We start from the raw sequence: 21,033 nt of genomic DNA on the forward strand, positions 1-21,033 counted from the left end.
ATTCCGTTAGCGTTCCCGTATGCGTGCCGACAGGTTGGTCTCACTGGTGCTACTGCTGCGCCAGCGCGGTCGGCTGACAGCGGACACGCTGGCCCGCGAGCTGGAGGTGTCCACCCGCACCGTGCTGCGCGACATTGAAGCGCTGTCCTCAGCCGGCGTCCCGGTCTACGCCGAACGCGGCCGGCACGGCGGTTTCGCGCTGTTGCCCGGTTTCCAGACCGAGCTCACCGGACTGAACCACGACGAGGCCCTCGCATTGCTGACCGCCGGATCGGGACGCGGCGAGCAGGTGTTCGGCCTCGGCTCGGCGCTCGCTTCGGCCATGCGGAAGGTGGTCGATGCCCTGCCCGAAAGCCACCGGGCCTCCGCGAGCGACGCGGCCCAGCGATTTCTCGTCGACCCGGAGACCGACCTGCTCTCGCGGCGGCTGGTCACTGAGGAGGTACCCGACACCACCATGATCGAGGTCCGGCGTGCGGTGCTCGCCGGACACAAGCTGCGCATCCACTACGCGGCCACAGGCCGGACACCACAGTGGCGCACGGTGGATCCGATCGGCCTGGTCACCGTACGCGACCGGGGCTACTTGCTGGCCACGAGATCCGGCGCGGACCGCACCTACCGGCTGTCGCGGGTGTTGGCCGCCGAGGAACTCCCCGAAACGGCACAGCGACCAAACCGGGTCGATCTGGACCGGATCTGGCGGGAACGCTCCGCGCAGTTCCTCTCCGGCGGCGACCACATCACCGTCCTGGTACGGGTGAACCCGGCGCGGCGGGAGGACCTGCTGGACACCGCGCTGGCCGTCCGCGCAGAAGAACCCGACGCAGACGGCTGGCTGCGTCTCGAGGTGACCTTCCAGGATTCCCGACACGCCGAATGGGCGCTGTGGCAGCTCAGCACGGACGCGGAAGCCCTGGCCCCGCAGTCGTTGCGCACCTGCCTACACAACCGCGCCGCCGCGATTGCCACGCGCTACGGAGACTCACCCTGAGAGTGAGAAGCCAACTCTTTTGGCCAACTGATCATCTCGGAATGAGTTGCGTGCAGAGCGTTGGCGGTTGAGGTTGCCGACGGCAGTGTTCTGCGAGTGTCGAATGCTCTTGTGCCTGATGAACTGTGGGGTGTCGCTCCGCTGCTGCTGACCCGTCCACCGCGGCGCTGGCGATACCCGGGGCGGTTGCCGGTGGACGAGCGGGCTGCCCTGCGGAACTGGGCTGAGGCAGGCGTCTGGCCCGCCTGCGCGTGGCCCTTCTGATGCAGCTGCGGCGGGGCCGGCCTTCTGGACTTGGACGACGCGGCGGTCGATCGCTCACACGTGAGGGCCTTGAAGAAGAAGGGCTCACACCGGACGGCCATCGCCGCGGCCAGCCGTCGGCTAGCCGGCTCCCCTACGGCGACCTCCACCACCCCAATGTGCTACGTCTCCTTTACTCGTGAACGTCGACAATGCCGGTGAAGGCGCGTAGACCTGCGACAACTTCGGAGGCGTCGGGAGCCTGGCCGGGATCGGTGAGCCACTGTGTCATCAGACCGGTTCCGGGCCACGTCGAGCCCCCGCGAACCATTCCGAGATCGTTTCACGGCTTAGACCAACGTCACCAGCGTGCGGCGGCCCTGAGCCGCCGCACGCTGTCGTTCAGACCGCAGTCCGCTCCACGGGGATCCACAGCTCGGCATCCGCCTGCGTGGCATCCTGCGACAGCCGGGTCCGCAGGATCTCGGGTCCCGGCCGGCTCCGGTACGGATTGGACGGGAACCACTGCGTGAACACGTCCCGCCAGAGGTACTGGAGCGCCTGCGGAAACGGCCCGGAGCTCTCGAAGACGGCCCACGTCCCGGCCGGCACGGTGAGCGCATCCATGTCCTCGGGCACGGCGACTCGGGTCACCACCCCGTGGTAGTAGTCGAGTTCGGTTCCCTCAGCCCGACTCGGGTCGAGGTTCTCACTCACCCCTACGATCCCCTGCGGCTCCTGATCAGACAGACTCTGCATGCGTTGCAGCGTCTCCTGCCCGATGCCCCGGATGAAGTCGGCGATGGCAGGGTTCACCCCCTCGTACACGAGGGGGACGCGCGCCTTCCTGCCGACCACACGGAACTCATCCTTCTCCACGATCCGGTATCGCATACTGCTACTCCCTTCGACGGTGAGGCGGAAGGACAACCGTGGCTGGGACTGCAGACTCGCGCCGGACCGTCTGGCCTCGCCGGGGCCGACGCCGTGCATGACGCGGAACGCACGCGCGAACGCCTCCCCCGACGTGTAGCCGTACCGCACCGCGATCTCCAACAGCGTCCGGTCCCCGGCCAGTACCTCAGCGCCAGCGACCGTGAGCCGCCTGCGCCGGATGTACTCCGACAGCGGAATTCCCGCCAGCGCTGAGAACAGCCGCCGGAAGTGGTACTCCGAAGTCACCACGATCCGCGCCAGGTCGGCTGCCTCGATCTGCCGATCAAGGTGGCACTCGATGTGCTCCATGGCCTCGTTCAGCCGCTCCAGCACCCCGGCCTCCTTCCCTTTCGATCACTCACGTTAGGAAGGAACCACCCTGCCGGACCCGACATCCTGTGCCCGATCCGGTCGGGTACGAGAGGCGGCCGAGGACCTCGTCACCCGCGAGCGGGACGGCCGGCGCCCCCAACTCCAAGAGCCGTTCAGGCAGCCGCGCCGACTCCACGGGCCCCACGACGGCTTTGACGTTGGAGGCGACGGGCACGTACAGGGCGTTGCCGGGCACGGCGAGACCCGTCAGGCGCTGCGTGGTCGCCGTGCGGGAAGGTGTCCGGCCTCGAGCTGGAGGGCTCCGGTGATGGCGAGCACGGTGTCGCCGGCGGCAACGGTGATGAAGGTCCGCGTCACGGTCCCCGGCCGGGCGAGGTGCAGGGCGCCGGCCTCGGCACCAGGGGTGGGGCGCAGCCGGTCGGCTGCGCCCCGAGGCCATTGCTCGCCCGGTTGTGGCTACAGGCCCAGTGGCCCGGCTTCGGTGATACTGGCCCAGTCGTTCTCGGGATTCGCCCAGAACGAGATCTTGAGGTAGCGGGCCTCCGTGGATCCCGTGGTGAAGAGCACGGTTTCGGGCGCCGTGGTCGTCCCGGAGCTGCGGCCTTCCCACACCTTCGTGTAAGAGACGCCGTCCTGTGAAGCATGGATGGTGTAGTCATTCCACCGCAGGTCACCGCGGTGCCAGGCCACCGTCGCGCCGCACAGCTGGCGTAGCGCGCCGGTGTCGAGGATCAGTGCGGCGCCGAATCCCTGGCCGGACCAACGGGTCGTCAGGTTGCCGTCGATGGCGTTGGCGGGCGGGTTCGTGGGCTCGTACGTCGTGGCGGACGCGGACGCCACCGACGCTGCTCGCGTACAGGCCCGCTGGGGCGCGACGTCCCGGTGGACGGCCCGCTCGTCACCCAGGCGCAGAGCGTCGTGGTACATCACTCGCTGCGTGGTGCTGGAGGGGGCTCCGGTGTTCCAGTCCCACTTGTAGATCCCGAGCTTGAAGTAGGGGGATCGTGGGCCCCCGCCGTGGGTGGCGCCGCTCCGGTGCACAACGCGCTCGCCGTTCTTCCACACCTGCAGCAGGCCGGTGCTGTCGGTACGCCAGGTCACGTGGAAGACCCAGTCGACCCAGACCCCCGTGGTGTAGGGACCAAGATCGATGGACTCGCCACGGAAGTCGATCTTCCAGCGCCCTTCATCGGTCAGCAGTGCCAGGGGTGGTGAGCCGCCCGGGCAGCCGACGTCGCACTGGTGCCACTGGCTCACGATCTCGGCCGAGGTGTCGTAGGCCCATGTCGTCGCGAGATTGATGCTGAAGCCGTACCAGCGCTCAGCGCCTGGGGGTTGCTCGTCGCGCTGCGATATCTCCGCGCGCTTGCTGCCGGAGACGACCGGGTCGGATTTCCTCAGCTCGAAGCGGGCTGCGTAGGAACCGTCGCGTGTGGGGCTGGTGACGTTAGTGGCGCCGTACGATGTCGCCCACTGCTTGTTCAGGTTGGGCGGCGCTGCGGCGGGAAGGGTGCGGTCGGCCGACTGCTCCCAGTCGAGCGTGCGTTGCACACCAGCGGGATCGGCACTGGCATTCTGTGAGGGGCCTACCACCACGCCAAGCGCCAAGAGCGCCACGGCGACGGCCAAGGCTCTGGCCCTCTTCCGCACTGCTGTCATGTCTCCTCCTGTATCGCTCGCTTGCGGAGCGGGCAGGAGCGAGTCGGCGATCGGCTCGCTCCTGCCCGCTCCGAGGGATGTCCGGCCCGCCTGTGCGCCTGCAAGGGGGAGCCGGCTCAGGGATGCTCTAGCTGGCGGTGACGGACAGCGGCGCCTGCGCGTTGTTCCTGACGTTGATCGGAACCCCGCCCCACCACCGGCTTACGCACAGCGTCCGGCCGGCCTGCACGGGTACGTACTCGGGCGGTGCGTTGAGCCTGGTCTGTACGCGCGCCTCGCCGTACTGCGTGCCCAGGTTCTTCACGCAGAGACGAGTCGCTCCGAAGAACCAGGTGGGGAAGTCGGCGTTGCTGCCGTAGTAGGGCAGGTAGGCGGGCCCGGCGGTGGCGCGCAACGGGGCAGCCTTGGCCTTGGGGTGGGCGGCCTGTTCGACAGGAGCGGCAGTGGGGTGCGGGGACGCCTGGGCCGAGCCGGCGACGCCCATGCCTCCCACCACGGTGAGGGCAATCAACAGGGCCTTGGCATGGCGCCGGACCGATCGCTTCGTCATGGCGACTCCTTTTCACGTGTCCGAGCGGTCATCTCCCGGAGCTGGCGAGCGTTCATCGCGAGGCGGCGCTTGAACCGCTGTAATGACCGGCTCTCGTTGGGCTGGTGCCTTCCATCCTGGTCTCCCAGGTATCCCGGGAGGACTCCTCGCCGCCTCCTCTGTCGTCCTTGGTTCTGGTCGGCGAAGTGGGACGGTCAGAGTCCGAGGCCCTGGTTCCGTGCGAGGGCTGTGGCGACTTCGCGGCTTTCCGCACCGAGTTTGCGCACGATGGACGACACATAGTTGTGCACGGTGTGGGACTCCAGCACGAGTTCGCGGGCAATCCGCGCCGGCTCCTTGCCCTGGGCGAGGAGTTCCAGGACCTGTCGTTCCCGCTTGCTGAGAGAGGGGAATGGGTATGTGGTTGTCGGCCGGCGTGCCGCGGAATCGGCGACTGCCGTTCGCACGTGGTCGTGGACGCTGCGGTCGAGGACGGTGAGCCCGTGCGCGGTAGCAGTGATCGCAGCCAACAGGGCTTCGGCGGAGCACTTCTTCGACACGTAACCGGCGGCGCCCGTGCACAGGGCCTCGGTCACCCGTGCGGCGTCGTCGTAGCCCGAAACCACGAGGATCGGTGCATGGGGCCGGTTCTGGGAAAGGGTCCGAATCGCGGTCAGGCCGTCGCCGTCCTCCATCTCCAGGTCCATCACGACGACGTCGGGCCGGACATCCTTGACGACTTCCACCGCATCGTGGCCGTTGCAGGCCTCGCCGACCACCTGCATTCCGGTGACCTCCGCATAGTCACGCAGACCGTTGCGGAACACTTGATGGTCGTCGACGACGACCAACCGGATCGGAGTCACTCGGGGCTCCTGAGAGGAAGTCGCGCAATGACGGTGAGGCCGAACGCCGAGGTGGTTTCCAGCTCCAGGCTTCCACCGAGTTCCTCGGCGCGCTCGCGCATGGATGTCAGTCCGACTCCCGGTGGGGGATCCTGGGGCAGGCCCGTTCCGTTGTCGGTGACCGAGAGCCGGAGGACGTCGGTCACTTCGAGGGTTACGGTGCATGTGGTGGCGGACGCGTGCTTGACGACGTTGGTCATGGCTTCCGTGGCGATGCGGTAGGCGGACACGTCCACCGCGGCAGGCAATTCGGGGGTGGCCGAGGGAGCGTGGACGGTGATGCGGACGCCGTCGTGGGACGACAGGCGATCGGCATGCAGGTGGAGCGCCTGGATCAGACCCTTGTCGTCCAGGACCGCCGGGCGCAGGCCTTCCACGGTGTGGGCGACGTCTGCGGTGATGCCGTCCACGAGGTCCTTCAGCGCGTGAAGCCGCTGGTGCAGGGCCGGCTGGCTGCCGGCGGCGAGGTATTCGACGGCCGCGAGCCGTAGTCGGAGTCCGGCCAGGGCCGGCCCGACGCCGTCGTGCAGGTCACGGCGCAGTCTGCGCCGCTCTTCCTCCCGGGCCCGTACCAGGCGTTCGCGGGACAGTCTCAGATCGGCGGTCAGGCGAGCCGTCTGAACGGCCATGGCCGCAAGTACGGTGACCTGATCGAGCAACTGCCGGTCGGCGGAGGACAAGTCGTCGCCGGGCAGACGGGGGCCGACCACCAACTCGCCGACGACTGCATGCTGGTAATTGAGAGGGAGGATCACCGATTCGCTGGTGGGCTCTCCGCACTGGGTGTGGAAGCCTCCGTGGGCCCGGATCACGACGTAGGACAGGCGCAGTGCGTCGGCGACCGTCGCAGCAACCATCGGCAGGGCCGAATCCGGCTCAACCGACGAGCGTAATCGTTCGCCCAATCGGGCGATGACCGTGTGGGGTTCGTCCCGGTCACCGTAGAAGATGCGGTTCACGGCCCCTTGCGATCGTCGGTGCAGGGGCTGCAGGGCGACCGCAACGGTGCCGGTCGCCACCAGGGAGGCCGCCAATGTCGCCTGGCGTTGCAACACGGCATTGATCGTCCATACCACCCCCATGTACACGACGATCACGCTCGCGGTCAGTCCGGCGTAGGCCAGGGAACGGCGGATAATGGTGTCAATTGCCCACAGTCGATAGCGAAGCACTGCGATTGCCACGGCGATCGGAACGCCTGCATCGATGCCGATGCTCGCGACGTTCAGCACGACGGGCGCGTTGATGAGCACGTCCTGCAGCAACGTCTGCCACACGACAGCCAACAGCACCGCGAAGGTGAGCCATTTCAGTTGGTCTCGTTCGAGTCGCGTACCTCTCCCCCAGCGAGCGATCACCGCTGCCAGGGCGATCACTGTGCAGGCCCCCAGAGTCAGAAAGGCGACCCGGTTGACAGGGAAGAGGGGACTTTGCTCGATGTCGGCGGGATCGACCACGCCGGCGGTCGGATGCATGGCGCCGACCACTGAGAGGGCGAGTGTCGGCAGGATCACAAGAGCAGTGAAGAGAAAGCAGACCGGGCGCCAGCGCGGTGTTGGCAGTCGTCCGGTCGGGAACAGCAGCAAGGCCAGCGGGAGCGTACCGAAGGCCGGCCACCACACCCACGCGGTGATCCACCCCAGAACTGCGGTGCCGGGCCAGTCCGCCCTGACTGCGAGGGGCCACAGCTGGTGGATCAGTGCGCCCAGAGAGCCACTCTCCGCGATCAACAGCATGAGCCATCCCAGCGGGTGGCGCGGCAGCCGGTGTGCGAGCAACCCTCCGACTGCGGCGAACGAGACCGAGATTCCGGCGTCAGGAAAGTAGAGGGCTCCCAGCCGGTGCTCGTAGGCGGCCACACACACGGCCGCAGCCACTCCGAGCACCGCAGTAGCCGCGACCGGATAGGCCCAGCGCCGCGAATTTTCCATGAAGCAGGGCCCTTTCACGGGTTGCACGACATCGGGAGGCTGGTGTTGCGCAGAGCCTGCTTCGGCCCGCCGTACTCCTGGCTACTACACAGAGAGGCCGAGAGTATTGTGTTACCAACCAGTTACGTACAGTCGTTACTGATTTGCCATCTGCTGTTCGAGTATGTCTTCACGCCGGGGGGCGCCGGTTGCAGAGCGGCCTCATGTCGCCGCTGCCGCACAGTTCGTGAAGCCGCGAGTGGGCGTAGACCTGGATGCGACCACAGCCGGGGAAGCGGCCGTCCATGACGGCGGGACGGCCTGCATCCTCGGAGTGGCGCGCGTGCTCGCACTGTCTCCGGGCGCGACCAACACCGAGTTCTTCGACGTCATCGGCACCACACCGAGGACGGGGGCTCCAGACGCCAGTCCCCCAAGGAGGTCGTGGCAACTGCGCTCCGAGCCCTTGACCGCCGCACACCACCGCCCAGCGTCGTCTCGGGCCGACTCAACCGCGTGATGGCAAGCCTGGGCAGGGGGTTGAGCAGGCGTCGTGCGGTCATGCTCATGGGGTCCATGACCGCCGCACACCAGGGTCCGGCTCGTCGGTCAGGCACTCGGCGCAGTGCCCCGCTCAGCGGGGGCATTCGGCGAGGACGAGCACGCTTGGGCCGTGGAGGACCATTCCACATGCGGCACATGTTGTGGTCGGGCGACAACGCCAGACCCTCGCCAACGCCGGAGGTGGCATCGACGGAACATCGGTGTCGAATGCGCCGCTCTGCCCCCTCAGCACGCCGTCGAGCCACGAAGATCCCGCGCACGCCCCGCTCACGGCGCGTCAATGGGAGGCCCGAGGCCGGAGGTTCACCCCGCGCCGGTGCTGTGGGTACCGGCTGGGACACTTTCGTCATGGACACCTCACCCGAGCAAATAGGCTCCCGGACTGCGGCCGGATGGACCGTCGCGCTCGCGGTCCTCGGAGGGTTTACCGGCTTGGCCTGGGACGGACCGTTCCTCGCCGTCACCTGTGCCCTTTCCCTGGGAGGCGGCGCCGCCCTCGGCACCGTCCTGTCCCGCCGTCGAATGGTCGCCACCATGCGGGAAGGCCAGGGGAAGGCCGCCGCTCTCGGGTACGCCGACGGAATCACGGACATGGTGGTGCTGGGGATCTCCGCATACAAGGCCTCTGCCTTTCCGCTGTCCAGCCCCGACGCAATAGACCCCGCCGAGCGTATGGCGCGCCGTAAGGCCGCCTACCACGTCACGGCCGCCGACGGGCTTCCCCACCACATTCGTGAGGCCGCGGCCGCCGCTCTGGAAGCGATCGATGACGGGCAGGACCGCGACGCCCAGTCCGCCATCGAGGACCTCATGAAGGCCGTCCAGGAGCAGCGCCGCAGCATGTGACCGAAGCAGTGGCGGGACCGTGGTCCCTGCTGCCGGCGTCAACGGTGTGAAGTGGGGTCTGGCACAAGTTCCGTCACGCGGACACGCAGCGTGACAGTTGAGGGTCGTGCAGGCGGCGGGGAAGTTGCCTTGAAATCGTTCCTCGTCTCGGTGGTACGGCCGACATTCGGTCGCCGTGAACGAGGAGTCACCTTCGCTGCCGGACCTGTTCTTCCCGTCGGCGTCCGGGATCGCAGCCGTAACCGTGGATGCCGATGGAGATGCGATACACATCGAGGCCCGGTGCACGCCGCCAAGTGCGGTCTGTCCTGGGTGCGGCGCCTGGACGGAACGGGTCCACAGCTCCTACCTGCGGTTTCCGACGGACTTGCCGAGTCCCGCACGCCGGTTCTCTCGCTGCCAACGCCGCGGGGCGGGTCTTCGGGCAGGTGCGAGGCGGGTGAGCCCCTTGGCGCTCACCCGCCTTGTCGCAGTCTGCGCCGTGTACGGGCTGTCAGTGCGGCTGCCGCTTGCCGTGGTAGCGCCGGGCCAGCAGGGCAAGGGCGACCGCCCCGAGCAGGAGACCGAAGTCACGCAGCGCGATGTCGTAGTGTCCTGGGATGGTCAGCAGGCTGACGATGATGCCGGCGAGCCATCCGGCCACCAGCCAGCCCCCGAAGCGCGGGGCGACTGCGACGACGAGGCCGGCGACGATCTCGATGACACCCACGGCGTACATGGCCGCCTGGGCGCTGCCTGGAACAACGTCGTTGATCCACGGCGCGAGGTAGGTGGGCCAGTCCACGAGCAGGTTGGTGAACTTGTCCAGCCCGAACAGGATCGGCGCCACGGTGAACCCGGTGCGCAGAATGACGAACGCCTGGTAGGCGGGATCGGTGAGTGCGGCCCGCTGTGCTGTGACGGTTGTGGGTGCGGACGACATGACACGCTTCCTTCTATCGACAACTCTCACTAGTAATAGAAGCGCCTTGATCTCTCTTTAGTCAATGGCTGTGGGTTTTACACTGACGTTCGTGGACCACTCGAAGGAAGCACCCCGCACTGACGTCTCCGCCGTCGCCGCTCTGGACGAGCCGACCCGCAGGAGGCTCTACGACCACGTCGTGCGCCAGCCGGGACCGGTCAGCCGCGACGAAGCCGCCGAGGCCCTGGGCCTTGCCCGGCAGACTGCTGCCTTCCACCTGGACCGCCTGGCCGACGAATCGCTGCTCGATGTCGTCTACGAGCGGCGCAGCGGACGCACCGGTCCGGGAGCGGGCCGGCCCGCCAAGCTCTACATGCGCTCCACAAAGCAGGTCACCGTCAGCCTGCCCGAGCGGCGCTACGAACTGGCCGGACGGCTCCTCGCCCAGGCCCTGGAGGAATCGGAAGCCACGAGTGAACCGGTGCGGACCGTCCTGCACCGAAAGGCCCACGAGCTGGGCACACAGCTCGCCGGACAGGACCAGGCAGGCGTGTTCAACCTGCTGGAGCGGTACGGATTCGAGCCCCGCTATGACGGTGAAGCCATCGTCCTGGGCAACTGCCCCTTCCATGCGCTCGCCCGCGAACACACCCAGACGGTGTGCGGCATGAATCTCCACCTGCTCCGCGGCGTGCTTGAAGGGCTCGACGAAGGCGGCCTCCGAGCGTGCCTGGCGCCCAGCCCCGGTCACTGCTGCGTCCGCCTGGAGCCCGCTTCCTTCCCGCCCGCGACCGCGCGTCCTTCCTGACGCGCACCGACAGTCGCTCCCGCCCGCCGCTCCCCAACCACCCCAGAAACACAGTTGGCTTTACGGGCCCGACGCCGCCGCAGGGCCGGGATCTGCTGTGGCGTCGGGCGGGGCTTGCTGCCCTCTAGCCGGCTTCCGCGCGGCGTGGAGTGGTCCGGGGTGCGGTGCGGGGTGGACGGGTGCTTCGGGCGTGGAGTTCGATGGCTAGGGGCGCTGCGGTGAACATCGAGGAGTAGGTGCCGACGACGATGCCGATGAGCAGGGCAAGGGCGAAGTCGGTCAGGGACTCTCCGCCCAGCAGGGTAAGGGCGGACAGGATGAACACGGCGCCCATACCGGTGTTGATGGTGCGCGGCATGGTCTGCACGATCGCGGTGTTGGTGATGCGCCCGAAGGTTGTCTTGCGGCTCTCGGCGCGCCTGCCGAGTTCCCTGATGCGGTCGAAGACGACGACGGAGTCGTTGACGGAGTAGCCGATGACGGTGAGCAGGGCAGCCAGGAAGACTCCGTCGATGGGTTTGCCGAGCCAGGCGAACACACCGATGAGGATGAGCGCATCGTGCGTCATTGCGGCGACTGCCGATGTGCTGAGGGTCCAGCGGAAGCGGGCGGCGAGGTAGAGCAGTTGGGCGCCCAGGGCGACCGCGAGGGCGACCATTGCTCCTCGGCGCAGCTCTTCGCCGAGCGTGGGGCCGATCAGCTCGTCGCGGATCTTCTCGGCCTTGCCTCCGAGGTCGCTGACCGTCTCGCCGATCTTCGCTTCCTCGGCGTTGGACAGCTGGTCGGTGCGAACGGTCAGGTTCCCGTCGCCGGCGGTTTGGACGACTGCGCGGGGGAAGCCGGCATCGGCCAGGGCGTCGCGGGCTCGGTCGGTATTCACGGGTGTGGTGGTGGAGTACTCGATCAGCCGGCCGCCGGTGAATTCCACACCGAAGCCGAGCCCCCGGATCACGATGCCCGCGACGGCGAGGACAAGGGTGGCGGCGGAGGCGGCCAGCCACCGCCGCCGGTGGCGCATCAGGTCGGGATTACGGCGGGTGAGCCAGTCACGGACCGCCCCGGTGCCTGCGACGCCGGTGAGGTGGGGGCGTCGTCGCACGGCGGGGCGGGCGGCGGCGTAGTCGGCGAGGACGCGAGTGATGACCAGCGCGCTGAACATGGAGGCGAGGACGCCGATGCCCAGGGTGACGCCGAAGCCGCGGACAGGCCCGGAGGCGAGGAAGAACAGCAGCCCGGCGGCGATGAGGGTGGTGATGTTGGAGTCGGCGATGGCGCTGAAGGCGTTGCGGAACCCGGCTGTCAGGGCGGAGCGCAGGCTCTTGTGGCGGCGGGCGGTGTACTCCTCGCGGGCGCGTTCGAAGACCAGCACGTTGGCGTCGACGGCCATGCCGATGGCGAGGACGAATCCGGCCAGCCCGGGGAGGGTGAGGGTGGCGCCGAGGGCGGCGAGTGCGGCGTAGGAGATGAGCCCGTAGCAGGTCAGGGCCAGGGTGGCCAGGCCGCCCATGAGCCGGTAGACGACAATGATGAAGAGCGATGTGAGCACGGTGCCGATCACGGCGGCCTGGGCGCTGGATGCGATGGCCTGCGCGCCCAGGGTGGGACCGACCGTGCGCTGCTCGACAGTGTCGACAGGTACGGGCAGAGCACCTCCGTTGATGAGCAGGGCCAGGTCCCGGGCCTCTTCGGCGCTGAAGCTGCCGGTGATCTGGGTGGAGCCGCCGGTGATGCCGGTGCGGCAGGCAACGGTGGGATCGACCTGAGGGGAGGAGATGACCTTGTCGTCCAGGACGATCGCAACCCGTCGGGCGGGATCGCCGACGGGGGCGCAGGCGGCCTTGCCGGTCAAATGGGCCCACCTGTCGGTGTCTGTTCCTTTGAAGTCGACGCTGACGAACCAGCCAAGAGCGTTCTGTTGGTCGATCCGGGCCTCGGCGCCGTCGATGTCCGCACCAGTGAGAGATGAGGGGCCCAGGCGCAGCGACTGACCGGATTCGTCGGGGACGATGCGCTCTTTCGGGCGCTTGGGCAGCGCCTTGCGCGAAGAATCCGCGGCTTCCGCTTGGCCGAGCACGGAATGCACGGTGAGCTGCGCGGTACGGCCCAGGATGTCGGCGGCTTGCCGGGGATCTTGGACACCGGGCAGCTCGACGACGATCCGGGTATCTCCCGAGCGGGCGAGGGTCGGTTCCGTGACGCCGAGCGCGTCGACGCGACGGCGCAGTACCTCCAGGGTGCGGTCGGTCGCTTCGGCGTCGGCCTTGGCGGTGGGCGAATCACGGGTTTCCAGCACGATCTGTGTGCCGCCACGCAAGTCGAGACCTAGGCGGACGGGCACGGCTACGGCGATGTACAGCGACAGGGCAAGAACAGCAAGGGCGAAGATCGCCCGCACACGCGTGGTGCGCGTCAAGGGAGCCTCCAGCAGGCATACCGCGGCCGCGATGGCGGCGCGGGGGAAAGGAGAGGTGGGTGTCAGGTGCCTGGAGGAAGCGGTGGGGCGCGGCCCTTGCCACGAGTCGCGTTCTGGATTCCTGCGTCAGGGTGCGCGGTCCGCAGGGCCGCCCCGGGCACAAGGCCGGGCAGTGCCACTCCTGACGGGGGCGGCGCGCTCGCGCCTTCGGGGACAGTCGGCCGCTCCGCCGGGGTGTCGCGATACACGTGCGGCGTGCCGCAGATCGGGGCGCAGGGGACGGCAGCGTCCGCGCTGTCCCAGGACGCATCGGCCCGGGCCACGTGGCCGTGCGTGATGACGGGGGCGGCCGGAGCGGAGATGCCCAGAACTGCCAGGAGGACGATGACCAGGACTGTCAGCAGCGCGCTGCTGCGAGGCGGACGGTCTGCGACCGATGGGCGCTGCTGCACGCGGCCTCCTGTTCTTGTTCCCATCCCCGGCACCGGCCACCACCAGTCACGGGATGCGGCACGCCGCCGTCGCCAGGCGTCACGGTGAGCGGGTCAAGGTTCGATCAGGCCGGCCCTGATGGCGTAGCGGGTCAGTTCCAGACGGTCACGCAGGCCGAGTTTCTGCAGCAGGTTCGCGCGGTGGCGCTGGACGGTCTTGATGCTGATGACGAGTGTTTCGGCGATCTCCTTGGAGGAGTTTCCCTCGGCGACGAGCTTGAGGATCTCCTCTTCGCGGGGCGTGAGGAGGCGGTCGGGGACTTCTTCGCCGTGCCGGGCGCGGTCGAGATAGTTGCGGATGAGTGCGGTGACCGCGCCGGGGTAGAGGAACGGTTCACCGCGCATCGCGGCACGGCATGCGGCCACCAGGTCCCGGTCAGCGACGGATTTGAGGACGTAGCCGCAGGCTCCGGCTTTGAGGGCCTGGAAGAAGTACTGCTCGTTGTCGTACATGCTGAGCATGAGGATGCGCAGCCCGGGCTGGATGGTGGCCAGCTCTCGCGCGGCCTGGAGTCCCGTCATACGGGGCATGGCAACGTCCAGGACCGCCAGGTCGATTGTGTGGGTGCGGGCCATGGCGATCGCTTCGGCTCCGTCGCCGGCCTCGGCGACGACTTCGAGATCTGGTTCACCGTCCAGAATGAGCCGGACGCCGCGGCGGACCAGTGCGTGGTCGTCGGCGAGCAGAATGCGCGTGACGGCTGCTTCGGGCATGTTCATGCGTCCTTCCCCTCGGTGGGTACGGACAGCGATACGCGTGTACCGCTTCGTCGGTCGCTGTCGATGTCCAGCTTTCCGCCGACGAGCAGGGCACGTTCGCGCATGCCGCGGATCCCGGCGCCTTCCCGGGTGACCCCGATCCCGCAGCCGTCGTCGCTGATGGACAGAACCACAGCGTCGGATGTGTGGCGCAGGGCCAGCTCGATGTGGTCGGCCTCGGCATGCCGCGCAGCGTTGGTCAGCCCTTCCTGCGCGATGCGGTACAGCACCAGTTCCGTCTGCTGATCCAGCGGCGGCATATCGGTGTCGAAGCGACGTGTGACACGCAGCCCGGTATGGGTGGTGAACTCGGTGGCCAGTGAGGTCAGTGCGCTGACCAGACCAAGATCCTCCAAAACGCCTGGGCGCAGCCTGCGCGCCAGCCGGCGGACCTCGTCCAGGCTTTCACGCGTGGTCTCCTGCGCCTGGTGCAGTTCGCCCCGCCACGCCTCCGGTGCCTGGTCCGCCGCTCGTTTCAGTGCCAGCAGGACCGCGGTCATGCTCTGGCCCACCTCGTCGTGAAGTTCCCGAGCGATGCGGCGTCGCTCGGACTCCTGGGCGGACAGAGCACGCGCACTGCTCAGGGCACGCTCCGCCTCCAGCCTGTCCAGCATGTCGTTGAACGCACGGATCAGCTCGGCCACCCCGCCGTGCCCGTCCACCGGCAACCGCTGCCCCGGGCGCAGCAGATCCACGGTGGCCATCAGCCGCGTGAGCCGCTCCAGAGGGGAGAGCCCCACACGCAACAGAACGGCATTGGCAACGAGCATGACGGCCAGACCACCCACCAGAATGACGGCTTCGGTGAGCAGCACCGGCACCGAGACGGTCACCGGCGCCCACAGCAACAGTGCCGTGGCCACACCCAGCACGACAGCATTGAGCCCGAAGATCCGCCAGAACAAGGACACGGCGCGCAGTACCTCCTCAGAACGCTATTACTGGTATCTACCACTATCGGCCACCTCGCAGGTGAGCCTGCCCCGTCCGTCGTGCGTCGTCCGTCGTCCGTCACCGGCGGCGACCAGCCGTGCGTGCTCGCCATTGCGGCCGGCAACCAGCCTGCCCCGGAGGACCACTGCCGTCGATGGGCCGCTGTACCCATCTGCGTGCCACCAGCCCCGGGCACTCCCGGGGTTTCTGCATCCCTCAGCCTTCTGGAAATGGGTGCTGGGACCGATGGCCCTGCCCTACGGCAACGACCAGGGTGGACATCACCCGGCCGGGCCGCCGGCTCTCCCGTCCGGTGGCCGGCCGCGGCCTCGAACCCTGACGCCTCCCGTAGGAAGGATGCACTCATGCCGCTCGATACCGCCCGCACCGAGCCCCGCCCCGGGCGCCTGAACACCCCCGAGGTACGACAGCGCCTCGAGCATGAGCGCAACTCCCGGCTCACCCAGCTCAGGGCGATCGACGGAGCAGGCCACCAGGCGGCCGAAGACCTCTGGGCCACGCAGAAAGTCTCCCTTCAGCGCGTACTCAAGGAGATCGACGCCGCCTTCAGCCGCCTGGAGAACGGCGAGTACGGATCCTGCCAGGACTGCGCCAAGCCCATCCCGGTCGAACGGCTGGAGATCCTGCCCTACGCGCGGGCCTGCGTCGCCTGCCAAAGCCGCACCGCCTGAGGCGGACCAACCCGCTGGCGGCCCGGCATCAGCCAGGTCCCATGTGTTTCTGCGCGCTGTGGAGAGTGATGTCGTGAGCAACACAACCGTTGGTGCCCACAGGGCCGGCCTTCCCGCCGAGCACCTGGCGGCACTGCGTCAGAGCCTGGTGGAGCAGCGCCAGTTCCGCCTGGAGCAGCTTCGTCGGCTCGGTCAGCGATCGCCGGACCGGGCAGAGCGGGCACGTGACCAGCGGGCCGCCTCCCAGATCGAGGTCACGGTGAAACTGGCCGCCGCCGCCCGGATGGTTCTGGCCGATGTGGAAGCGGCCCTGGTACGCATGGACAACGGCCGGTACGGAATATGCGCGCTGTGCGCGCAGCCCATCGACCTGCAGCGTCTGCAGATCGTGCCGCAGGCCCGCCACTGCGGACGCTGCCAGCAGGTCAGGGAGGCAAGGCGATGACACTCCTCCGCCTCCGGCCCGGCCGACGTGAACCGAGGTGGCCAGGCTGCCGACTCCATCCGGGACTTGCCATCGAACTCGGCAGCTCCCGCACCCGTGCCTGGATACCGGGCCGCGGTGTCATCGTCGACGTCCCCACGGTGACGTTCCCCGGTGCCGGCGCCGTCTACCCCATTCAGCGCGGCACCATCATCGACCCCGAGGGCCTCGCGCGCATGCTCGACCGGCTGCTCAGCCACCGAGTCCCCCGCTCCCTCCGCCCCCTGATCGTCCTCACCACGCCCGTCCTCGGCAACATCACCTACACCAAGACCGCTCGCGCCGCACTGCAAGTGCTGCGGCCCCGTACCGTCCTGACCATTCCCACAGCAAAGGCCGCCGCCCTCGGCGCTCACACCGACCTGAACGAGCCCTTGCTCATCGCCGACATCGGCGCCCACCTCACCGAAGTCTCCCTGCTGACCGACGGTGCGGTGACCGACGCCCACCGCACGGCTGTAGGCACGGCAGATCTCGACGCCACCACCACCTGCCACGAACTCATCGACACCGTGGTCGCCATGGTGACCGACATGCTGAAGAAGGACCGCACCACACAGAGCCTTGACGCCCTGCAACGCGGGGTTCTCCTGGTCGGCGGAGGAGCACTGCGCCCGGAGATCACCTACCGACTCGCTGGACAGCTACGCGTCCCGGTTCAGCCGGCACCCTCGCCTCACACCGTCGCCCTGCGCGGTGCCGCCACCGTCCTGGAATCGGCCCACCACCACCCCGCAGTCATCGCCCCCGACGGTGACATGTGAGCACCGCGTCCACGCAAAGCCTGGGCCTTGTGCCCACGCCACGGTCATCGTTCCCGAAACGAAAGCGAGGCGGCATGACCGGCCTGATCCCTCAGCCCCAGCCTCCCCCCGCTGTCCGCCCTCTTCGACTCTGGCGATGGCGGAGGAACCGCCTGCGCCGGCCATCGGACCTGCTGCAAGCCTGGATCGGCCTGATCCTGACCGCGGCCGTGGTGACGACAGCACCGTGGGCCATGCTGCACACGGGCCACGCCGTACACCACTCCCTGCACGCGGCCGCCGACGAGCAAGCCCGGTCCGGACATCACACCACCGCGGTGCTGCTGCAGAACGCCCCCCGCCACCCAGAACCTGGATCGGAAGAGGCCCTGCACAGCCGGTACCCAGTAACAGTCCGCTACCACGCCCCGGACGGAACAACGCGGACCGCGCAAGCCGACGTCCCACCGAGCCAGCGAGCCGGAAGCACCGTCCAGGTATGGGCTGACCGCAACGGCAACCTCACCGATCCGCCGCAGTCGCCCTATGAGATCCGTAACCGCGCCCTGGGTTGGGCTGCCACAGCCGGCGCTGCCGTAACGGTCACAGGCGCGATGATCTACGCAGTCGCCGCCCGCGCGCTCGACCGACTTCGCATGGCCACATGGGACGAGGCATGGGCCAATACGGCAGCCCGTTGACCACCGTGACTTTGAACGCCAGCGCCGGCGGAGAGTCGTCACCGCCAAACGGTGCTGTAACCAGACCGGGGGCAGGAGCCGTGAAGTGGCCCCACCTTTCTGGGCTGGCCCCGCTTCGTTGCTGACACGGAGCGATTGTCCCGGCCCGAGGTGGCTCCGGATTCCGGCCTCAACTGGCCGGTCCTCGTTGTTGTGGGCTTGCTCGGCTTGGGTGATGTTCAGGGGCAGGCATGGGGCAGAATGCTGCGCATGACGACTTGAAGAGCACCGGCCAGGCGGGAGCGCTGGGTCAAGCTCGCGACCTGGGACACGGTCAGGGATGGTGATCGCCAGATCTGTGCCGCTTGCGAATCGGCAGTCTGCTCCTATCAGTTCCGGTTCCATCCGCCTGATTCCTCGTTGTTCGAGCGGTGCGTCGGCCTGGCATGGTGTTCCGGGTGCCGGATCTACTCCGGTGCGATGGTTCACATCCCTCGAACGCGCGTCCTCACCGACCCGCTGGCGTCCCTCCCGGCGGACGAGCGCGATCGACTGCTGCGCAGTGAGGTGAAACTGATCGAATATCTCGATGGCCGGAGCGGCGGCCGACAGTGATCCTTGCCGGGCCCCGCCCGCCGGGTGTCCGCTTCCATCAGAGCCGGCCGCAGCCCGAGGGCACGTCCTCTTCAGCGTCGGGCTCGCCCATCAGAACGGTGGCAACGGCTCATCCGCTCCGACCGCGCGTCAGGAAACGGCACACCCGGACCGACCCTGCCGGCTGATCCAGACGGAACCGCACAGTCGTGGTCAGGTGTCTTCGGGATCCAACTCGAACGTGAAATAGATGCTCAGACAGCAGGGCTGGTCCTCGTCGTGGAAGAAATCCCACGACACGTCCACCAGGCGGATTGATTGCTCCCGCACCCACTCGTGGGCTTTCTTGAAGGCTTCCGCGGCAGTTGTGGCGGGGAACAGCTTCCTGGCCATGGGATGCACCCCGGTCTCAGCGTCGGAGTCGTCGAAACCCTTCGGAACATCCAGGCAGAAGTTGGGGTCCAACACCATGGAGTGCGTCCTTCCCAGTCGGTTCACCCGTACGAGTCGACAGAGGCTGGTCCTCTGAGCACGACGGCCAGTAAGACCGCCGCACACCCAGGAGGGGTTGCTTCTGCCGGCTATGCGGCGAGGTGACGCAGCCGGTGTACTGGGCCGCCCCCGGTCGCCACCCCGTGCCCGACACACTCGTCAGGGGCAGGGACGGCCCGTCCGGAAAGTGGTGGTGGCCGCGGCGATGACCGTGTCCAGCCTGTCCCGGGTGTCCACCAGGGTGCCGATCTGGGTGTTGATGCGCTCCCGCTCCGCCGAGAGCCGCATCAGCAGCTCCGGCGTCACCTCGCCGGTCACGACACACGGCAGCAGTTCCACGATCGATCTGCTGGGTAGTCCTGCCGCGTACAGCTGCTGGATCAGCCGGACGCGGTCGACCGCACTGTCCGCGTAGTGCCGCTGCCCGCTGGAGCTGCGTTCGGAGGCGAGCAGGTGCTGTTCCTCGTAGTAGCGCAGTGCTCGCACGCTCACGCCTGTTCTCGCGGCGAGTTCACCGATGCGCATCACATTCCCCTTGCCTGTGACGTCAACGTCAGCTTTTAGCGTGACCGATGCAACGGCCTGTGGCCAGAGATTCCATGGAGAGAAGGACGAGATGCCGTACGACGGTTACAAGGGACTGCGGGTGGCGATCGACGCGGGCGTCGCTCAGGTGACGCTCGACAATCCGCCGGTCAACATGCTCGGCACGACGCTCATCAACGAACTGCACGACTTCGTCGGAGCCGTCCGCGAGGACGAGCGGGTGCGCGTGATCGTGGTGCAGAGCGCCGACCCGGACTTCTTCGTCGCCCACGTCGACCTGGGCTTCATGCTCGAGCCGGAGACCTTCGCGGAACTGGCCAACCCGGACGCCGGGACCGGCGGCGACGAGTCTCTGATCAACCCGATGCAGAAGCTGATGCTGCGCATGCGCGCGCTGCCACAGGTGACGATCGCCAAGCTCGCCGGGCGTCTTCGGGGCGGCGGCAACGAGCTGGCCATAGCACTCGACATGCGCTTCGCCGCCGCGGGACGGACCTGGCTCGCCCAGCCCGAGACCCGGATGGGCATCATTCCCGGAGGCGGCGCCACCCAGTTGCTGCCCCCGCTGGTGGGCCGCGCCAGGGCCCTTGAGGTGATCCTCGGCGGGAACCTCTTCGACGCCGGGACAGCCGAGCGCTACGGCTGGATCAACCGCGCCCTCCCAACCGAGGAACTCGACGGATTCGTCGACGCCCTCGCCCGGCGCATCGCGGCGCTGCGCCCCGAACAGATCACCGCGGCGAAGGCGGCGGTCGGGGCCGCAGCCACCAGTGCCAGCCTGCTGGAGGGGCTCGGCGAGGAGAGCAAGGCCCTGGGCGGGGTCTACCCTGCACCCGATTCCGTGGTCGAGCGCATGCGAGCTGCTGTGGCGGCCGGCGCTCAGAGCCGCGAGGGCGAACTGGACTTGGAGGCGTCACTGGACCGCATTGCCTGAGCCCTGCGCGGCCACCGGGCGCGCTTCCATCACGGACACCCCGGTTCCGCAGACCCGGCCACCCGGCCCGGCCGCCCGTGCGAGGAGGCGGCCGGGCGGTCGCCGCCTGTGTGCCGGGCGGGAGGCGCTGCACTGCGGGTACACGACCGTGCCGGTCCACTGCATGCCGACACTGGTCCGACACGGTAGGCGGGCGGCATTGCGCACAGGTCTTTCACCGGCAGGTGTCGAAGTGACGGCGGGAGGCTTCGATCTGACCGAGGAACTGATGGGTCCAGTCACACAGTCCGGCAATCGTCACGCGCAGCGCCCGGCCCGGTTCGGTCAGCGTGTACTCGACCCGCGGCGGCACCGTGGGGTACACATTCCTCTCGACCAGGCCGTTGCGCTCCAGCATGCGCAGGTTCTGGGTGAGCATCTTGTGGCTGATGCCCTCTATGCCGTCGCGGACCTCGCTGAAACGCAGCGTTCGTTCACCCAGGGCTTCGATGATCAGCAGCGCCCACTTGTTGGCGACGTCCGAGAAGATCTCCCGCCCCAACGAGTCCGCGCGCGTGAGGTCGGCGTCCTTGTCCGAGCCGCTGAACTGCTTGGTCACCATGAGGTACCCCAGTCACTGAAAAGTGCGTTCTTCCACGTCA

22 protein-coding genes and 1 pseudogene are annotated in these 21,033 nt (G+C 68.2%); 10 read left to right on the plus strand and 13 right to left on the minus strand.

Annotation, left to right across the window (positions count from 1 at the left end; translation table 11 throughout):
- The first annotated feature begins 19 nt into the window (after positions 1-19).
- Together AC068D_RS28640 and AC068D_RS28645 are read left to right on the plus strand one after the other, a co-directional pair.
- Positions 20-994 (plus strand): helix-turn-helix transcriptional regulator, encoded by a 975-nt coding sequence (locus AC068D_RS28640; RefSeq protein WP_478825984.1) that lies wholly within the window; start codon positions 20-22, stop codon positions 992-994.
- A gap of 96 nt (positions 995-1,090) precedes the next feature.
- Positions 1,091-1,336 (plus strand): annotated as a pseudogene (locus AC068D_RS28645) (IS5/IS1182 family transposase); the annotation flags it as partial.
- 303 nt (positions 1,337-1,639) lie between these two features.
- On the opposite strand, the gene AC068D_RS28650 reads toward AC068D_RS28645, so the two are convergent.
- The 5 genes from AC068D_RS28650 to AC068D_RS28670 form a co-directional block, all read right to left on the minus strand.
- Entirely contained in the window at positions 1,640-2,506 is an 867-nt protein-coding gene (locus AC068D_RS28650; protein WP_478825985.1) for an AraC family transcriptional regulator, read from the minus strand.
- Between the two features lie 456 nt (positions 2,507-2,962).
- The gene (locus tag AC068D_RS28655; RefSeq protein WP_478825986.1) at positions 2,963-4,057 is read right to left on the minus strand and encodes a heparin lyase I family protein; all 1,095 of its coding nucleotides are present in this window, start codon (positions 4,055-4,057) and stop codon (positions 2,963-2,965) included.
- A gap of 235 nt (positions 4,058-4,292) precedes the next feature.
- Positions 4,293-4,715, minus strand: coding sequence for a hypothetical protein (locus tag AC068D_RS28660; RefSeq protein ID WP_478825987.1), 423 nt, complete (start codon positions 4,713-4,715; stop codon positions 4,293-4,295).
- A 194-nt stretch (positions 4,716-4,909) separates the two neighbouring features.
- The gene (locus tag AC068D_RS28665) at positions 4,910-5,560 is read right to left on the minus strand and encodes a response regulator (protein WP_478825988.1); all 651 of its coding nucleotides are present in this window, start codon (positions 5,558-5,560) and stop codon (positions 4,910-4,912) included.
- On the minus strand, positions 5,557-7,335 hold the full coding sequence (locus AC068D_RS28670; protein WP_478825989.1) for a sensor histidine kinase: 1,779 nt from the start codon (positions 7,333-7,335) through the stop codon (positions 5,557-5,559). Before AC068D_RS28670 ends, AC068D_RS28665 begins: the two co-directional genes overlap by 4 nt.
- Positions 7,336-8,421: 1,086 nt before the next feature.
- On the opposite strand from AC068D_RS28670, the gene AC068D_RS28675 reads away from it, so the two are divergent.
- Positions 8,422-8,919 carry a hypothetical protein gene (locus tag AC068D_RS28675; RefSeq protein ID WP_478825990.1) on the plus strand — a complete coding sequence of 166 codons (498 nt, stop codon included), beginning with the start codon at positions 8,422-8,424 and terminating at the stop codon, positions 8,917-8,919.
- 493 nt (positions 8,920-9,412) lie between these two features.
- Here the strand turns inward: AC068D_RS28675 and AC068D_RS28680 are convergent, their stop codons facing one another.
- The gene (locus AC068D_RS28680) at positions 9,413-9,841 is read right to left on the minus strand and encodes a hypothetical protein (protein ID WP_478825991.1); all 429 of its coding nucleotides are present in this window, start codon (positions 9,839-9,841) and stop codon (positions 9,413-9,415) included.
- A 64-nt stretch (positions 9,842-9,905) separates the two neighbouring features.
- On the opposite strand from AC068D_RS28680, the gene AC068D_RS28685 reads away from it, so the two are divergent.
- Positions 9,906-10,631: a helix-turn-helix transcriptional regulator gene (locus tag AC068D_RS28685; RefSeq protein WP_478825992.1), complete on the plus strand. Its 726-nt coding sequence runs from the start codon at positions 9,906-9,908 to the stop codon at positions 10,629-10,631.
- Positions 10,632-10,755: 124 nt separating this feature from the next.
- Here AC068D_RS28685 and secD read toward each other — a convergent pair whose 3' ends face one another.
- From secD to AC068D_RS28705, 4 genes are all read right to left on the minus strand, one after another.
- On the minus strand, positions 10,756-13,044 hold the full coding sequence (gene secD, locus AC068D_RS28690) for a protein translocase subunit SecD (protein WP_478825993.1): 2,289 nt from the start codon (positions 13,042-13,044) through the stop codon (positions 10,756-10,758).
- Positions 13,045-13,106: 62 nt separating this feature from the next.
- The gene (locus AC068D_RS28695; protein ID WP_478825994.1) at positions 13,107-13,496 is read right to left on the minus strand and encodes a hypothetical protein; all 390 of its coding nucleotides are present in this window, start codon (positions 13,494-13,496) and stop codon (positions 13,107-13,109) included.
- A 93-nt stretch (positions 13,497-13,589) separates the two neighbouring features.
- Positions 13,590-14,249 carry a response regulator gene (locus AC068D_RS28700; protein WP_478826129.1) on the minus strand — a complete coding sequence of 220 codons (660 nt, stop codon included), beginning with the start codon at positions 14,247-14,249 and terminating at the stop codon, positions 13,590-13,592.
- A gap of 2 nt (positions 14,250-14,251) precedes the next feature.
- Positions 14,252-15,205 (minus strand): HAMP domain-containing sensor histidine kinase, encoded by a 954-nt coding sequence (locus AC068D_RS28705; protein WP_478825995.1) that lies wholly within the window; start codon positions 15,203-15,205, stop codon positions 14,252-14,254.
- 387 nt (positions 15,206-15,592) lie between these two features.
- On the opposite strand from AC068D_RS28705, the gene AC068D_RS28710 reads away from it, so the two are divergent.
- The 5 genes from AC068D_RS28710 (at position 15,593) to AC068D_RS28730 (ending at position 18,441) form a co-directional block, all read left to right on the plus strand.
- A complete protein-coding gene (locus AC068D_RS28710; protein ID WP_478825996.1) occupies positions 15,593-15,919 on the plus strand; it encodes a TraR/DksA C4-type zinc finger protein in 327 nt (108 codons plus the stop codon).
- A 73-nt stretch (positions 15,920-15,992) separates the two neighbouring features.
- Positions 15,993-16,364 carry a TraR/DksA family transcriptional regulator gene (locus AC068D_RS28715; RefSeq protein WP_478825997.1) on the plus strand — a complete coding sequence of 124 codons (372 nt, stop codon included), beginning with the start codon at positions 15,993-15,995 and terminating at the stop codon, positions 16,362-16,364.
- The gene (locus tag AC068D_RS28720; RefSeq protein ID WP_478825998.1) at positions 16,361-17,167 is read left to right on the plus strand and encodes a rod shape-determining protein; all 807 of its coding nucleotides are present in this window, start codon (positions 16,361-16,363) and stop codon (positions 17,165-17,167) included. Before AC068D_RS28715 ends, AC068D_RS28720 begins: the two co-directional genes overlap by 4 nt.
- 74 nt (positions 17,168-17,241) lie before the next feature.
- Positions 17,242-17,847, plus strand: coding sequence for an Rv1733c family protein (locus AC068D_RS28725; protein WP_478825999.1), 606 nt, complete (start codon positions 17,242-17,244; stop codon positions 17,845-17,847).
- A gap of 459 nt (positions 17,848-18,306) precedes the next feature.
- A complete protein-coding gene (locus AC068D_RS28730) occupies positions 18,307-18,441 on the plus strand; it encodes a hypothetical protein (protein WP_478826000.1) in 135 nt (44 codons plus the stop codon).
- A 192-nt stretch (positions 18,442-18,633) separates the two neighbouring features.
- Here the strand turns inward: AC068D_RS28730 and AC068D_RS28735 are convergent, their stop codons facing one another.
- Both AC068D_RS28735 and AC068D_RS28740 read right to left on the minus strand, forming a co-directional pair.
- On the minus strand, positions 18,634-18,891 hold the full coding sequence (locus tag AC068D_RS28735) for a hypothetical protein (protein ID WP_478826001.1): 258 nt from the start codon (positions 18,889-18,891) through the stop codon (positions 18,634-18,636).
- Between the two features lie 180 nt (positions 18,892-19,071).
- The gene (locus AC068D_RS28740) at positions 19,072-19,437 is read right to left on the minus strand and encodes a MerR family transcriptional regulator (RefSeq protein ID WP_478826002.1); all 366 of its coding nucleotides are present in this window, start codon (positions 19,435-19,437) and stop codon (positions 19,072-19,074) included.
- Between the two features lie 40 nt (positions 19,438-19,477).
- Between AC068D_RS28740 and AC068D_RS28745 the strand changes: the two genes are divergently transcribed.
- Positions 19,478-20,392 (plus strand): enoyl-CoA hydratase/isomerase family protein, encoded by a 915-nt coding sequence (locus AC068D_RS28745; RefSeq protein ID WP_478826003.1) that lies wholly within the window; start codon positions 19,478-19,480, stop codon positions 20,390-20,392.
- A gap of 214 nt (positions 20,393-20,606) precedes the next feature.
- On the opposite strand, the gene AC068D_RS28750 is transcribed toward AC068D_RS28745, so the two are convergent.
- Positions 20,607-20,993, minus strand: coding sequence for a winged helix-turn-helix transcriptional regulator (locus tag AC068D_RS28750; protein WP_478826004.1), 387 nt, complete (start codon positions 20,991-20,993; stop codon positions 20,607-20,609).
- Positions 20,994-21,033: the final 40 nt, after the last annotated feature.

The organism is Streptomyces sp. NPDC043861, assembly GCF_056435905.1.